Genomic DNA, 13,538 nt, shown 5'->3' with positions numbered 1-13,538 from the left:
CCTTATTAAACGCTACCTATGGATTAGGCAGTCACTATCGGGCGAACACAGCTATTTATGATTTTTTTTGGGTCATTATTTCGGGCACCGCCAGCACTTGATGAGCGGTCGAGCCTACGCGCTTTATTAAACCTCATTATAGAGCGCTTGTGCCAACGCTATCGGCTAACGCTATCGTTGGCTGTTTGCCTGTGTCTATCTGCCCCTGTGCATGCCAGTGCTATCGATATCTCAGCGAAGGCAGAAAACCAGCAAAACAGCGTCAGCACCCTTACGAGCGCCGCGATACCCAGCGCCGGCGAAAGGCTGCCAGAGACTGTCGATGTGCAGCGCTTGGCTCCTGCTAGCATCTGGCAGCCTGAGCTAAACGAGCCAAGCTTGTACGCACTTTTGGCGGCGGAGTTTGCCGCTGATCGCGATGACAAACAACGCGCCGTCGCCATTTATAAACAGCAGTCATTCAAAAAAGATGCCACCGCTGTCTTTGAGCGGGCGCTGAGCTTATCTTTACAAAACGAGAGTGTGGGCGACTCGTTACAATTTGCCAAAACGTGGCAAGAACAAAACCCCGATCACGTGCCTGCTTGGTTTTATGTCGCGCACTTGGCACTACGCGCACACGATTACGTCTTGGCAGGCGAGACACTAAACCGCATCCTACGCTACGACCCACGCGCCGACTTAAGCGAGATATTAATCGGTATTTATCCCAATACCGATGCTGACAAACGCGACCTACTCGCCGCGCTTCAGCCGCTCGATAGCAAGCAAAATGCGTCTTTATCGGTACTAAAGGCAGGCCTGCTCTATCAATTTAATGAGCCTGAGATTGCTATTGTACATATCAACCGTGCGCTGGCACGCCAGCCTGATTATGTGCCTTTTATTACCCTAAAAGCAGATATCTTACGTAAAATCGTCACCGCCGAAACCGTGGTCAATTACCTTAGCCAAGCGCGCTTGCGCAACCCTGATAGCAAGAGTCTGTACCTGTACGAGATTCGCTATTTACTGGACTTAAAACAAAGCCAAGAGGCGTGGCAATTATTGCTACAAGCGCACGAGCGCTTTCGTGAGGATGCGGAGATTACCTTGCTTGCCGCCTTGGTCAGTCTGGATATCGAAGAGTACCGCAGCGCTGATGAGCTGCTAAATATACTCGCCAAATCTCCGGCTTATCTCGATCGGGCCTATTACTATCTGGGCATCAGTGCTGAGCGTCAGCAGCGCTTTGAGCAAGCCAAACACTATCTCAATGCAGTGATGCAAGAGGACTTGGTATTGGAGGCACGTCGAAAGGTGGTGGCGTTTGAGCTACTTGATGACAATGTCGCTGCCGCCATCAGCACCCTAGAAAAACTACGCAAACAATTTAGCGTCTTTGCCCCTGACACTTATGTCATGCAGGCCGATATTTTATGGCAACAAAACGAGCCGGATGAAGCGCTACAGCTGTTGACTCGGGCGGCGCGTAAATACCCTGACAATGAGATGCTATTGTTTGCCCGCGCTCAGCTCCTCGATGATAAAAACGACTATATCGTCAAACGCACCTTACTCAATCACCTGCGCGCGCTCGATCCGAGCAATCTGGCCTATCAGCTAAGTTACGCCCAGCTGCTCTTGGCCAATGAGCCAAACTCTGAGCAAGGCTTGGCCTTGGCAACCGACATCATCCAGATTCGTTATGATGATCCGCGCTACGACAACGAGCTGCACTTGCAAGCGCTCAACATATTGGCAAGTAACGCCTTAACCAATCAACGCTATCAGCAAGTCATCGACTATCTACAGACCCCTTATGATGTCTTTCCGACCTTGCGCTCAGGCACGCTGTTGCTACGCGCTTATCAAGGCCTGGGCGATAACGCCAAAGTCGAGGCTTTGCTTGCCGACTTGCAGCAGCGCTTTTCATTTGGTCAGCATAATATCAGCGACCGCATACAACTGTATTAGAGTCTGTGCAAAAGCGGGGTGCGGGGTACCGGTTACAAGGCGCTTATAAGAAGCTAACAGCCGCGTATAAGCGAGTAACAAATAGCACTTAAGCTAATATCTTTGTTCATCTTTCTATTTTTGAGAAACTACCATGTCAGCATCAATCACCTTTTATAAACCAAATAAATTAGCTCTGTTCACCGCTATGACTGCAGCGATGGTCATTACCTCTGGCTGTCAGTCTCTAAAGACTGCCAATACTAGCCATCAATCAGGCACCATGATACAAGGTCAAAACAGCGAGCAGCCAAGCAAGCTTGAGCGCTTTAATATCACCGGCAAGATTGGTGTGACGACGCCTGCCAGTGACAGCAGCGGCGCGCAAGGTGGCAGTGCGTTTTATGCATGGGGCCAACAAGACGATCGATTTGCCATTGAGCTGATTGGCGCACTCGGTATTGGCAAAACCAATATTGAATACGATGGTCAGACAGCCACCTTGGTCAGCGAAAAAACCGGTACTTTGACCGCTGATGATCCTGAGACCCTGCTAAAAAAAGCCACAGGCTGGCAAGCACCCATCTCGCAAATGCCCTACTGGATATCTGGTCGCCCTGCGCCCTCAGACAGCGCGCCCAAGCTCGATGCACAAAACCGCCTGATCAGCTCGGTCAATGGTGAGTGGACAGCCAGCTTTACTTATAAAGGTACGGATAAGCTACCTAGTAAAATCAGCGCAGTGCAGCCACAAGGCAACAAGGTTGTCATGACGATTAATCATTAATCCATCAGATACCAACAACGGATCGCCTTTCAAAAGCTATCATTGCTCATTAACATAGCTTTTTATGACTGTACCCTATAATGAAAGAACATGACTGAAAACATATGATTGAAAACATAGCGGCATCATCTGCTTCTACGATGACTCGTCTCTCACCTGCCAAGCTCAATTTGTTCTTGCACATCACTGGCAAGCGCGCTGATGGCTATCATAATCTGCAAACGGTTTTTCGCCTGCTTGATTGGGGCGATTATTTGCACTTCTCACTTGTAGATGGCCTAGTAGATATCGATAACGCTTTAGCGATCGATCAGCTATGTGAGCGACTATTAAGACTGACAGGCGCAGAAGCCATCACCAGCCATGTCACGGACAATTTGATCTTTCAGGCGGCCCGCGCTTTATTGGCCGCGGCCATAGCATCAAACAAGCTACCCAAGCAGCTTGCGCCAGTGACGATTGAGCTGGACAAACACTTACCCATGGGCGCAGGGCTGGGCGGTGGTTCCTCTAATGCGGCGGCGACACTGCTGGCACTTAATGAGATATGGGCGTTTAACTTTACCCAAGATGCACTGATAAACATCGGTGCGACAGTGGGCGCGGATGTGCCGATTTTTATCTTTGGTCAGGACGCGATTGCGCAGGGCATTGGCGAGCAATTAACACCGATAGCACTACCAGATCAGCAGTATTTGGTTTTGACGCCGACGGCGCATGTCAGCACCGCTGAGCTGTTTGCCCATCCTAAGTTGCAGCGTGATATCGCGGCAATATCAATTGAGACGATGAAAAACCAGTCCAACTCTTATGTGCAATATTTACAGATGCCTTATCACAATGTCTTCACGCCTGTCGTCACCGGCCTCGCCCCTGCCGTCGATGACGCATTACAATATTTACAAAGCTTAGAGACGGTAGCACGTAGCACAGCACGGATGACCGGTTCTGGTAGTGTGGTGTTTTTGCCATTGGATGCCAGTATTGCTACCGATAAAGCATTGATAAAAAAGTGGCTGGCAAATGCGCCTTGCCCTGCTTACTTGGTAGATAACTTATAATGGCGCTATCAGAGTACAGGCTGCATCCTAAAAACAGCGGCTTTCCTATATCTACTAGGGCGGCTGATATAAATGCTCCTTGCGTGCTACGCCGTTGGAGGCGGTGCAACTGTATTTAAAAAACTATCACAACAGCACGTCAGAAAAATTTATACCGGTTCCGCGTTAATATATAATGTATCTGCGTTATTTAGAATCGACTATATAAGAAATCGAGTGCAAAAAATTTTGAATAATTGCCAGAAAAAGGCGCAAATGACTTGCAAAATCCAAAAATTTACTTATAATAGGTCGCCACAATAGGGGTATAGCCAAGTTGGTAAGGCATCAGGTTTTGATCCTGACATCCGTTGGTTCGAGTCCAGCTACCCCTGCCATTTTTAGTTTGGATTGCTAGTGATAGCAATTGACAACACCTTCCCAATTTCGGTATAGTTCGCAATGAACACCGCTAGGGAACGCCGTCTTAGACGGTTGATAGGTAGCGACGCCTAGCTAATACTTTGTTAGCATTCAGCGCTCGTCCTGCCTAGACATTACAGGGGTATAGCCAAGTTGGTAAGGCATCAGGTTTTGATCCTGACATCCGTTGGTTCGAGTCCAGCTACCCCTGCCATTTTTTACTATCTTAGTAGTCTATAATTACTTTCACCACTCTTTTCTTTATTTGGGCAGTTAGACACTGCTTAGTGGTCGCTGCTTGAGTCAATAAATAGGACTTCAGTCATGCCTTATTTGGCAATTTTTACGGGCAACGCCCATCCAGAACTTGCGAAAACCGTCGCCGACCACCTACACATTCCTCTTGGTAAAGCTGACATCACGCGTTTTTCTGATGGCGAAATTGCCGTGGAAATCAAAGAGCACGTGCGCGGTAAAGACGTATTTATCATGCAGCCGACTTGTGCACCGACCAACGACAATTTGATGGAAATCATGATGATGGCGGATGCGCTTCGTCGCTCTAGTGCGGGCCGTATCACAGCAGTGATGCCGTACTTTGGTTATGCCCGTCAAGACCGTCGTCCACGCTCAGCTCGCGTTCCTATTTCAGCCAAAGTCGTCGCCGATATGCTAAATATCGTCAGTATCGACCGCGTCATGACCGTAGATTTGCACTCAGATCAGATTCAGGGTTTCTTTGACATCCCTGTAGACAACATCTACGGCACCCCTGTCCTGTTAAATGACCTACAAAAACAAGACTACGACAACATCATGGTGGTATCTCCTGACGTTGGTGGTGTGGTACGTGCTCGTGCGATGGCCAAACAATTGGGCGATACCGACATGGCGATTATCGATAAACGCCGTGCCCGTGCCAATGAGTCGCAAGTGATGCACATCATCGGTGATGTGCGTGATCGTGACTGCGTCATCGTTGATGATATGGTCGATACCGCAGGCACCCTATGCAAAGCCGCTGAAGCATTAAAAGAGAACGGCGCGCGCCGCGTCTTGGCTTACATCACCCACCCTGTACTATCGGGTAATGCGCTAAAAAACATCTCTGAGTCAGCCCTAGATGAAGTGGTCGTGACTGATACCATTCCATTGTCTCCTGCTGCTCAATCTTGTAGCAAAATCCGCCAAGTCAGCATCGCACCGATGCTGGCTGAGAGCTTACGCCGCATCAACAACGAAGAGTCTATCAGCGCCATGTTTGACGCCTAACGACTTCTGTGTCAGTGGCGGTTTACACATACAGCCACACAGACACCTGATATACAAAAAACAGCGCCATATTCGATAATGTGGCGCTGTTTTTTTATGTGCGCATTTTGCGTAGGTCTTTATTATTACTACAAAACCACGTATAATGCGCGCCTGTGCCGACCGTTTGTGTGATTTTCGATGGTTGGCATCTTCAAAAGTGCTGATCACACTTGCCGATAGGTTTTTGCTGATATTTGTCAGTAAACAATGACGGCAAGCATATTGCTCTGTTTCTTGGTTGTCAGCGTCATTGATGACCGGTCATCGAGCTTTCATCACGTATTAGTGGATTGGTCGCAAATCCACTTTTTTATGACCAGACACTTCATTTATCTTTTTATAGGATTATATCCATGAGTATTAATCATTTCGAACTAAGTGCAGTTGCCCGTTCTGCAGAACAGCAAGGTAAAGGTGCGAGCCGCCGCCTACGTAAGCAGAACCTAGTACCTGCTATCATCTATGGTGGTGACGAAGAGCCAACTGCGGTTTCTATCAAAATCAATGAGCTGGTTAAGTCTCTTGAATTTGAAGCGTTTTTCTCACACATCTTGACGCTAAATGTCGATGGCGAAGCGCATCAGGTCGTTATCAAAGACCTACAACGCCATCCAGCTAAAGGCTTCCCAATGCATGCTGATTTCCAGCGCATTGTAAAAGGTCATAAGATCAACATGAATGTTCCTGTGCATTTCACTGGCCGTGAAGAAGCACCAGGTACCAAAGCTGGCGGTATCTTGTCTACCCTAGTGTCTGACATCGAAATTGTTTGCCTACCATCACAACTACCTGAGTACCTAGAAGTTGACGTATCAGGCATGGAAATCGGCGATCTATTCCGTCTATCAGATATCAAACTACCAGAAGGCGTTATCATCTTCGAACTTGATATGGAAGATGCACACGACCGTACTATCGTTAACATGCAGCCACCAACGGTTGAAGAAGTTGACGAAGATGCTGACGAAGTTGATGCAGCTGACGTACCTGCGACCGAGCAAGGCGCTGAAAACAAAGACGGCGAATAATAAACGGCCGCTAGGTCGTGGCACTATGCCCTCGACCTGCTGATAGGTTCGTTTCGTCAAAAAAACAGCAGGTGATGAATATCTCCTGCTGTTTTTGTAAGTAGGGTTTGAGCATCACATTGCTAACAAGCATAAACGATAGCACGATCAACCTTACACTCATTTATCACATTTAAGCAGGATGTTTTTATGGCCATAAAGCTTATTGTCGGTCTTGGTAATCCCGGTCATCAGTATATGTTTACGCGTCATAATGCAGGGTTTTGGTTTGTCTATCATTTGGCGCAGCAGTTCAATATCGCCCTTTCTCCTGACAAAAAATTTCATGGAATAACGGGACGCGGACAGATTCATGGCACTGATGTACGCTTGCTGATGCCATCAACCTTTATGAACAAGTCGGGTCAATCAGTGGTTCCGATGGTCAACTTTTATGGCATCGACAACGATGAGCTGTTGATCGCGCACGACGAGCTGGATATTCCAGCGGGTAGTATCAAGCTCAAAACCAATGGCGGCCACGGCGGCCATAACGGTCTGCGTGACATCACTCCGCATATCGGCAACGACTTTCATCGACTGCGTATCGGTATTGGGCATCCAGGTCACAAATCAAAGGTCAGTGGACATGTCCTCTCAAAGGCCTCACCTGATGAGCAGATTGCCATCGACAGTGCTCTGAGCGGCGCATTTGATGCGTTGCCATTACTGTTAGGCGGTGATATCGAAAAAGCCCGTTCACAAATCAATGGTTTTAAACTGCCTGAATCATAACGGCCAGACCTTTACCGCTGGGCTTGTTACGTCATACTTTATAGTAGTCTTTTATTTTGGCAAAATCGTCCCCACTAACATGATGATTTCGTTCATTAATCTTTGTTACGCTAAGGAAGCAACTTATGCTACTTAATATGCTTAAATGCAAATTACATCGTGCCCGCGTCACTCATGCCGAGCTGCACTACGAAGGCTCATGCGGTATCGATGGTGATTTATTGGACCTCGCCGGTCTGCGCGAAAACGAATCAATCGACATCTATAATGTCACCAATGGCAAGCGTTTTCGCACTTATGCGATTCGCGCCGAAGCAGGCTCTGGTATCATCTCATTAAATGGTGCGGCTGCTCATATGGCAGACTTAGGCGATATCGTCATTATCTGTGCTTATGCACACTTTGATGAAGCAGAAGCTGCGACCCACCAGCCAAAATTGGTCTACTGCAACGAAGACAATACGGTAAAAGACACTGCCAATATCATCCCTGTGCAAGTGGCTTAAGCGTCTGACGGTCTAAGCGCTGCCGCCTAAGAGCAATATCCGGCGTTACCGCTGTCCGTCGTCAGGGCATATACATGATTATCGTACACAAAAGCTGACTCTACAGAGGATTCAGCTTTTTTTGTGCCATTTTTATCGGGCACATTTATATTTTTACTCAAACTTAAAGACGGGCAGCGCTGGACAATATTTGCCAGCTACTTTATAGAAAAACCTAGTTTTAACGGTTTGACAGGGTTTGGCGTGTTTTTTGAGTTTGGTGTCATGATTCATTGATAAGGAAAGACACTGATGTGGTTGGCAATTATTGCTGTATTGATCGGCTTGGCGATTTTGGTATGGAGTGCAGACGTTTTTATTGATGGTGCTACGGCACTGGCAAAAAAACTCAATGTGCCCAGTTTTTTGATTGGGGTTATTATTTTGGGTCTTGGCACCTCTGCACCCGAAATGGTGGTGTCGGTACTGGCCGCCTTGGAAGGCAGTCCGGAGCTGGCGCTGGGTAATGCCTATGGCTCAAATATCATCAATATCGCCTTGGTACTGGGCGCAACTGCCTTAGTAAGCCCCATAATCATCCATAAAGGCATCATAAAACGCGATCTGCCAATATTACTCATCATTACTGCTTTGGCCGCGTGGCAGCTGCGTGACGGGCAGCTGAGTATCGTTGACGGACTGGTACTCTTAGCACTATTGGTCGTGGTCTTGGGCATCCAAATCGTGCTGAGCTTACGAGAAGGCAGCTCACATAAGGTCGATGATATCGATGATAATAAAATTATAGAGCACAGCATAGCAGATAACGCACTGAGCGCAGCAGATAATGAGCCAAGCTTGCTACGTGGTTTGTGGGCGTTGTTCCTTGGACTGACCATGCTGGTGGCCAGCTCACGCGCCATCGTCTGGGGCGCAGTAGAGTTGGCGACACTATGGGGATTGAGCGAGCTGATTATTGGTCTGACCATCGTCGCCGTCGGCACGTCTTTGCCTGAGCTGGTGGCCAGCCTATCAGCGGCGCGCAAAGGCGAGCATGATATGGCACTGGGCAACATCATCGGCTCTAATATTTTCAACACTTTAGGCGTGGTGGGTCTGGCAGCAGTCATCGCTCCGATTAGCGCCAGTCCGATTATTTTGTCGCGTGACGTGCTGGCGATGAGTGCGATTACGCTGTTACTTGTCGTGCTGTGCGGCGCCGCTTTTATCAGACACCGCCCCTTTGGCCGAGGCTCAGGTGCGGCGTTGATGCTGTTTTTTGTCGGCTACACACTGTGGCTGATGCAAACCGTCAATATGTAGAGATAAGATGAGATTGAGGTAGCTGTGCTAACAGCCAGCGCTTTATCACTCCTGTATGATAAGCGGTACAAATGACGCTTATCATACAAATTCACAGTCATTGATTTTTTTTACGATTTTTAAAACCGCGCCACAGTCCCTCATGCGCCACCTTTGGCATCTTAAGAGTAATGGAGTTTGAGAGCATATCTTGTACGGCAAGACCACGGCGATTAAACAAACAAAACACATAATTAAAAATTAAGCCCAAGAACGCACTGGTTAGCATAATCGTACGCGAACCACCGATCAGGCTACCGATGACACCAAACAGCAACGGCATCAAACAAGCCGCCAATATGCGTTTGAACGACTGTCCCCAAGTCAATAAATGCCCTGCATTGTTGACGGTCTTTAGCCGCCACGTCTGCATGCCAAGGGTCTGTCCGCCGCGCCGCCAAAATATCCCATAAAACGCCACCAAGGTCAAAACAAAGGCCGGCGTCATGACAAGGTTTTGATACCAAGTCGGTAGCGACTGCGCTTGCGACGATTCGGTGCCGGTTTCCATGGTCAGCAAAGTACCAATCACCGTCAACATCGTACCGACCAAAAACAACAGCGCCAAAATCAGCATACCATCATACAAAATCGCCACCACCCGAGTTAAGGGTTTGGCAATGCTAGGCGCCTCATTTGGGTCTTGCTGCACAGGCGCGCCGGACGAAGATGAGTTGGGCGCAGAGGGTTTGGGCGCAGTTTTTGGCCGGCGTTTGGGTAAACTTTTTGACATGGTACAAGCTCATAGCAAGCAGTGAATAGTAGCGCTATTGTACCGTAATTCAAACGCTTATCGTACCATTGATGATTAAAGACATATGCGCCATGTGCTACTGCTATGTATTGTGCGCAAATGATAGATATAAAAAAGACAGACACAAAAAAATCGCCAAAGTGTCATAAGACAGGCGATTATTTTAGGTTGTGCTTAAATCTTAATAAGATAAGCTAGTATGCAAATGGTGCGCCTGGAGAGATTCGAACTCCCGACCCCTTAGTTCGTAGCCAAGTGCTCTATCCAACTGAGCTACAGGCGCGTATTTTGCATATCATTCACTACAGTGTTTAATAACAATTGCAGTAAATTAGGTTGGTCATTATATAGATAATATCGCTTGTGTCAACTGATTTTTTAAGATAATTTCAAATTATTTTTGAAGTCATCGCTAAAAAATCATTTATCGTCGATATACTGCGTTAGCACTATTATAACAACAAAATAAATGGCGGTGAAGGAGGGATTCGAACCCTCGATACGCTTACACGTATGGTTCCTTAGCAGGGAACTGGTTTCAGCCACTCACCCACTTCACCGAACGAAGTAAGACACTCATAATACTGTTCAAAAACAGCCTTACAAATACAGTATCGATGCTAACGATACGTCTTATGTCGTGGGCGAGTATTATAACAAAGCCAAAACGAATTGCAAGCCTTGTCGGCATATTTAATCTCGCTTTTATGATAATTATTGATTTAAATGCTTTTATCGCTCATTGTGACCAACAATACTGTCCAAATCTACACATCAGATACTCCCTATCCCTATGGCTACAATAGGCTGGTTTGTTTGAATGAACCACCTGCCATAATTACAATCTATACAACACAAAACTGGCACTTTTTATGTCTGTATAGTTAGCTGAATATAAAACTGTTATGGAGTTAAACGCGCTACTGGTATAAATTTTACTTGCGTGCTGCGTTCCCAGAGGCTGCGCAAAATTCATCCCAGTAGCGCTATGACATTTTTAGAGTGTATCGACTATAGAACGCTACTTATTTAAAACAGGTTAACGCTATGCTGACGCTGGCTTTTTGCTTATTGGCTGGCTATAGTATTTATCAGTTTTCTGATCGCTCTTATAAATAAAAGGATATGTTATGCGACCCGTGGTACTGTGTTTTTCAGGATTGGACCCCTCAGGCGGTGCTGGGCTACAAGCAGATATCGAGGCCATCGGCCAAGCCGGCGCCCATGCCGCCATCGCTTGTACCGCCATCACCATCCAAAGCTCGCAGCAGGTGTTTGGGTTCGAGGCGTGCGCCGCCAGTTTGGTCAAAGATCAAGCCGGCGCCGTGCTCGAAGATCTGCCGGTCCGTGCCATAAAATCCGGCATGCTTGGCACCACTGACAATATCGCCATGCTCACAGAGCTGTTTGCCAAGCAAATCATCGACGCCGATACGCCTTTTGTCTTGGACCCTGTGCTGGTTGCCAATAGCGGCGGCAGCTTGGGCGACGAGCAGACCTTGGTCACCGCCTTTCGCAAGCTACTCCCCTACGCCACCTTAATCACACCCAATACGCATGAGCTGCGTGCGCTAAGCGGCGAGCAAGACCTACATGTCGCTGCACAAAAACTGTGTGGGCAAGGCACCCATGCCGTCCTGGTAAAAACCTCTCATGACTTCGACAGCGGCGATATCGAGCAGTATCTGTATATCAATGGTGAGATGGTACATCAGAGTATCTTGCCGCGCCTAAAAGGCGAGTTTCATGGCTCTGGCTGCTCACTTGCCAGCTTTATCGCTGGCCGCTTAGCCATGGGCGATGCGCTGATTGACGCCGTCAAAGCGGCAGATAATTGGATCACTCAGACGCTACGCGCCGCTGACGTCCCGCACCCTGACGATGACGCCGCCCAATTGATACCCAATCGTTTTGTCAATTATTCACCTATCCAATAAATATATACAAAAAGGGCGCTCTATATCGATAGAGCGCCCTTTACTCAGGCTAATTAACAGCGCAGCGCCCTAGTGTTAGCCCAACATTGGCATAAAGCTGGCGGCCAAACCACCGATGAATATCTCGAGTAAATAAAACGCCAAAAAAGCCACCATCGGCGACAAATCAAGCATGCCTAAGTTTGGCGTGATGCGGCGAAACGGCGCCAAAATAGGCTCGGCCAGACCGATGATAATACCGATAATCGGATGCTGAGACTGGGTAAACACCACAATCCAGCTGACGATAATAGAGCCGATGACCAAGTAGCGACACATACGCAAAAAGTCTAATAATAAGCTGGTAGTGCCCGTAAAAAACAACGGCACCGGCGCAATGCCTTTATGCGTTAAGGCAGCTTTGCCAGAGATATCAATCAGACGAATCAAAAACATCAGTACAATGGCAGCGATGCTGATACGGCCTTGCGCGACGGTCGGAAAAATACGCCCAAACACATCGACGATATGGGTCGCTTTATAGGCAGGGGCTATCATGGGGTTACGAGCATCCATACCAGCGAACTGCAGCATAAAACGAATAAACACCAACATCATGGCGAAAGTGGTGACCAAATCAAAGATTTGAAATAACATGTTGTTCATGAAGCGCTACTCAATGTGACGTTATTAACGGATTTTAAGAAGACGAATGTCTTTATCAGGCGTTTTTTGATTATAAGTGAGATATGCCATCATGCATGACATATCCCAAGATAGATAACAGCAGTCAGCGATTATTTACTCATCTCTTCGCTCAGCGCTTGGCTGCGATCGTAGCAGGCTTGCATGGCTTCAATGATTTGACGACCAATCTCGTTGGCTTGCATAGACTCGACGGCCGCTTGCGTCGTACCATTTGGCGAGGTGACCTTACGGCGCAGCTCGGCTGGTGCGTCATCACTATTCATCGCCATTTTTGCCGCGCCTAGCATGGTCTGCATGGCCAGTGCTGATGCTTGCTCTTTATCCAACCCCAACGCGACTGCACCATCAACCATCGACTCGATAAAGTAAAACATATAAGCAGGCGCCGAGCCTGAAACGGCCGTGACCGCATGCATATGTGTTTCATCATCGACCCACATGACTAGCCCTGAAGCTTCCATCACCGCCGTTGCCAATTGCTTTTGTTCTGCAGAGATAGCGTCTGTACCATATAGACCAGTCGCACCCATCTGAATCATCGCTGGTGTGTTTGGCATCGCGCGCACGATATTGCTATAGCCGCCGAGCATGTCTGTCAATAAAGCCGTCGACAGACCTGCCGCGACCGAAATCACCAGTTGCTGATCTAGCGCATCGGCAAAGCCGCTCACTACCGCTTTCATCACTTGCGGCTTGACGGCCAATACCACGATGTCAGCACCGATAACAGCAGCTGTGGCATCGGCGGTTGGGTCAACAGCGTTTAGTCCTTTAGCAGATAGCTGCTCGCGCACCTCGCTACTAGGGTCGGCGACTGTAATCAAGCTTGGCTCCACACCGCAGCTGACAAGCCCACTAATCAGAGCCTGCGCCATGTTGCCGCCGCCGATAAAGCTGATTTTTTTATTATCTAATACTGACATACTTGTCTCCTACGCGAAAATCCAAAAGTATTCAAACTAACATACTGCTAGGGAAAATGACACTCAGTTTACCATACTGCTACTGGCAT

At 47.9% G+C, this 13,538-nt stretch carries 12 protein-coding genes and 4 tRNA genes; 11 read left to right on the top strand and 5 right to left on the bottom strand.

The features are described 5' to 3' along the window. The first annotated feature begins 57 nt into the window (after nt 1-57). The 10 genes from R0I52_RS02200 (at nt 58) to R0I52_RS02155 (ending at nt 9,109) form a co-directional block, all read left to right on the top strand. On the top strand, nt 58-1,956 hold the full coding sequence (locus tag R0I52_RS02200; RefSeq protein WP_317052966.1) for a tetratricopeptide repeat protein: 1,899 nt from the start codon (nt 58-60) through the stop codon (nt 1,954-1,956). Between the two features lie 133 nt (nt 1,957-2,089). Next, nucleotides 2,090-2,722: a lipoprotein insertase outer membrane protein LolB gene (gene lolB / locus R0I52_RS02195; protein ID WP_317052965.1), complete on the top strand. Its 633-nt coding sequence runs from the start codon at nt 2,090-2,092 to the stop codon at nt 2,720-2,722. 104 nt (nt 2,723-2,826) lie between these two features. Further along, complete coding sequence (gene ispE, locus R0I52_RS02190) at nt 2,827-3,783, top strand: 4-(cytidine 5'-diphospho)-2-C-methyl-D-erythritol kinase (RefSeq protein WP_317052964.1); 957 nt, start codon at nt 2,827-2,829, stop codon at nt 3,781-3,783. Between the two features lie 301 nt (nt 3,784-4,084). Then, a tRNA-Gln gene (locus R0I52_RS02185) sits at nt 4,085-4,160 on the top strand. A gap of 163 nt (nt 4,161-4,323) precedes the next feature. Next, nucleotides 4,324-4,399 (top strand) — tRNA-Gln (locus R0I52_RS02180). Nucleotides 4,400-4,509: 110 nt separating this feature from the next. After that, the gene (locus R0I52_RS02175; protein ID WP_058367921.1) at nt 4,510-5,457 is read left to right on the top strand and encodes a ribose-phosphate pyrophosphokinase; all 948 of its coding nucleotides are present in this window, start codon (nt 4,510-4,512) and stop codon (nt 5,455-5,457) included. Nucleotides 5,458-5,852: 395 nt separating this feature from the next. Next, on the top strand, nt 5,853-6,527 hold the full coding sequence (locus R0I52_RS02170; RefSeq protein WP_317052963.1) for a 50S ribosomal protein L25/general stress protein Ctc: 675 nt from the start codon (nt 5,853-5,855) through the stop codon (nt 6,525-6,527). A 189-nt stretch (nt 6,528-6,716) separates the two neighbouring features. Then, nucleotides 6,717-7,301 carry an aminoacyl-tRNA hydrolase gene (gene pth / locus R0I52_RS02165; RefSeq protein ID WP_317052962.1) on the top strand — a complete coding sequence of 195 codons (585 nt, stop codon included), beginning with the start codon at nt 6,717-6,719 and terminating at the stop codon, nt 7,299-7,301. A 125-nt stretch (nt 7,302-7,426) separates the two neighbouring features. Further along, on the top strand, nt 7,427-7,807 hold the full coding sequence (gene panD / locus R0I52_RS02160; protein ID WP_105244643.1) for an aspartate 1-decarboxylase: 381 nt from the start codon (nt 7,427-7,429) through the stop codon (nt 7,805-7,807). A gap of 291 nt (nt 7,808-8,098) precedes the next feature. Then, complete coding sequence (locus tag R0I52_RS02155) at nt 8,099-9,109, top strand: calcium/sodium antiporter (RefSeq protein ID WP_317052961.1); 1,011 nt, start codon at nt 8,099-8,101, stop codon at nt 9,107-9,109. A gap of 97 nt (nt 9,110-9,206) precedes the next feature. On the opposite strand, the gene R0I52_RS02150 is transcribed toward R0I52_RS02155, so the two are convergent. From R0I52_RS02150 to R0I52_RS02140, 3 genes are all read right to left on the bottom strand, one after another. After that, a complete protein-coding gene (locus tag R0I52_RS02150; RefSeq protein WP_317052960.1) occupies nt 9,207-9,881 on the bottom strand; it encodes an RDD family protein in 675 nt (224 codons plus the stop codon). Nucleotides 9,882-10,108: 227 nt separating this feature from the next. Beyond that, nucleotides 10,109-10,185: transfer RNA gene (locus R0I52_RS02145), tRNA-Arg, on the bottom strand. A gap of 187 nt (nt 10,186-10,372) precedes the next feature. After that, nucleotides 10,373-10,462 (bottom strand) — tRNA-Ser (locus R0I52_RS02140). Between the two features lie 570 nt (nt 10,463-11,032). Here R0I52_RS02140 and R0I52_RS02135 point away from each other — a divergent pair. Further along, the gene (locus R0I52_RS02135) at nt 11,033-11,839 is read left to right on the top strand and encodes a hydroxymethylpyrimidine/phosphomethylpyrimidine kinase (RefSeq protein WP_317052959.1); all 807 of its coding nucleotides are present in this window, start codon (nt 11,033-11,035) and stop codon (nt 11,837-11,839) included. Between the two features lie 75 nt (nt 11,840-11,914). Here the strand turns inward: R0I52_RS02135 and R0I52_RS02130 are convergent, their stop codons facing one another. Both R0I52_RS02130 and proC read right to left on the bottom strand, forming a co-directional pair. Next, a complete protein-coding gene (locus R0I52_RS02130) occupies nt 11,915-12,484 on the bottom strand; it encodes a YggT family protein (RefSeq protein WP_317052958.1) in 570 nt (189 codons plus the stop codon). 131 nt (nt 12,485-12,615) lie between these two features. Further along, nucleotides 12,616-13,449: a pyrroline-5-carboxylate reductase gene (gene proC / locus R0I52_RS02125; protein ID WP_317052957.1), complete on the bottom strand. Its 834-nt coding sequence runs from the start codon at nt 13,447-13,449 to the stop codon at nt 12,616-12,618. Nucleotides 13,450-13,538 lie beyond the last annotated feature (89 nt).

It is taken from the genome of Psychrobacter sp. CAM01, from assembly GCF_032842965.1.
Taxonomy (GTDB): domain Bacteria; phylum Pseudomonadota; class Gammaproteobacteria; order Pseudomonadales; family Moraxellaceae; genus Psychrobacter; species Psychrobacter celer.
This window is presented reverse-complemented; position numbering and strand designations above follow the sequence as displayed.

What these genes read in the sequence shown, in the direction of transcription:
- R0I52_RS02170 (WP_317052963.1), top strand. Translation starts at nt 5,853, where the DNA reads ATGAGTATTAATCATTTCGAACTAAGTGCAGTTGCCCGTTCTGCAGAA.
- R0I52_RS02175 (WP_058367921.1), top strand. Translation starts at nt 4,510, where the DNA reads ATGCCTTATTTGGCAATTTTTACGGGCAACGCCCATCCAGAACTTGCG.
- R0I52_RS02135 (WP_317052959.1), top strand. Translation starts at nt 11,033, where the DNA reads ATGCGACCCGTGGTACTGTGTTTTTCAGGATTGGACCCCTCAGGCGGT.
- ispE (WP_317052964.1), top strand. Translation starts at nt 2,827, where the DNA reads ATGATTGAAAACATAGCGGCATCATCTGCTTCTACGATGACTCGTCTC.
- R0I52_RS02130 (WP_317052958.1), bottom strand. Translation starts at nt 12,484, where the DNA reads ATGAACAACATGTTATTTCAAATCTTTGATTTGGTCACCACTTTCGCC.
- R0I52_RS02150 (WP_317052960.1), bottom strand. Translation starts at nt 9,881, where the DNA reads ATGTCAAAAAGTTTACCCAAACGCCGGCCAAAAACTGCGCCCAAACCC.
- proC (WP_317052957.1), bottom strand. Translation starts at nt 13,449, where the DNA reads ATGTCAGTATTAGATAATAAAAAAATCAGCTTTATCGGCGGCGGCAAC.
- pth (WP_317052962.1), top strand. Translation starts at nt 6,717, where the DNA reads ATGGCCATAAAGCTTATTGTCGGTCTTGGTAATCCCGGTCATCAGTAT.
- lolB (WP_317052965.1), top strand. Translation starts at nt 2,090, where the DNA reads ATGTCAGCATCAATCACCTTTTATAAACCAAATAAATTAGCTCTGTTC.
- R0I52_RS02155 (WP_317052961.1), top strand. Translation starts at nt 8,099, where the DNA reads ATGTGGTTGGCAATTATTGCTGTATTGATCGGCTTGGCGATTTTGGTA.
- panD (WP_105244643.1), top strand. Translation starts at nt 7,427, where the DNA reads ATGCTACTTAATATGCTTAAATGCAAATTACATCGTGCCCGCGTCACT.
- R0I52_RS02200 (WP_317052966.1), top strand. Translation starts at nt 58, where the DNA reads ATGATTTTTTTTGGGTCATTATTTCGGGCACCGCCAGCACTTGATGAG.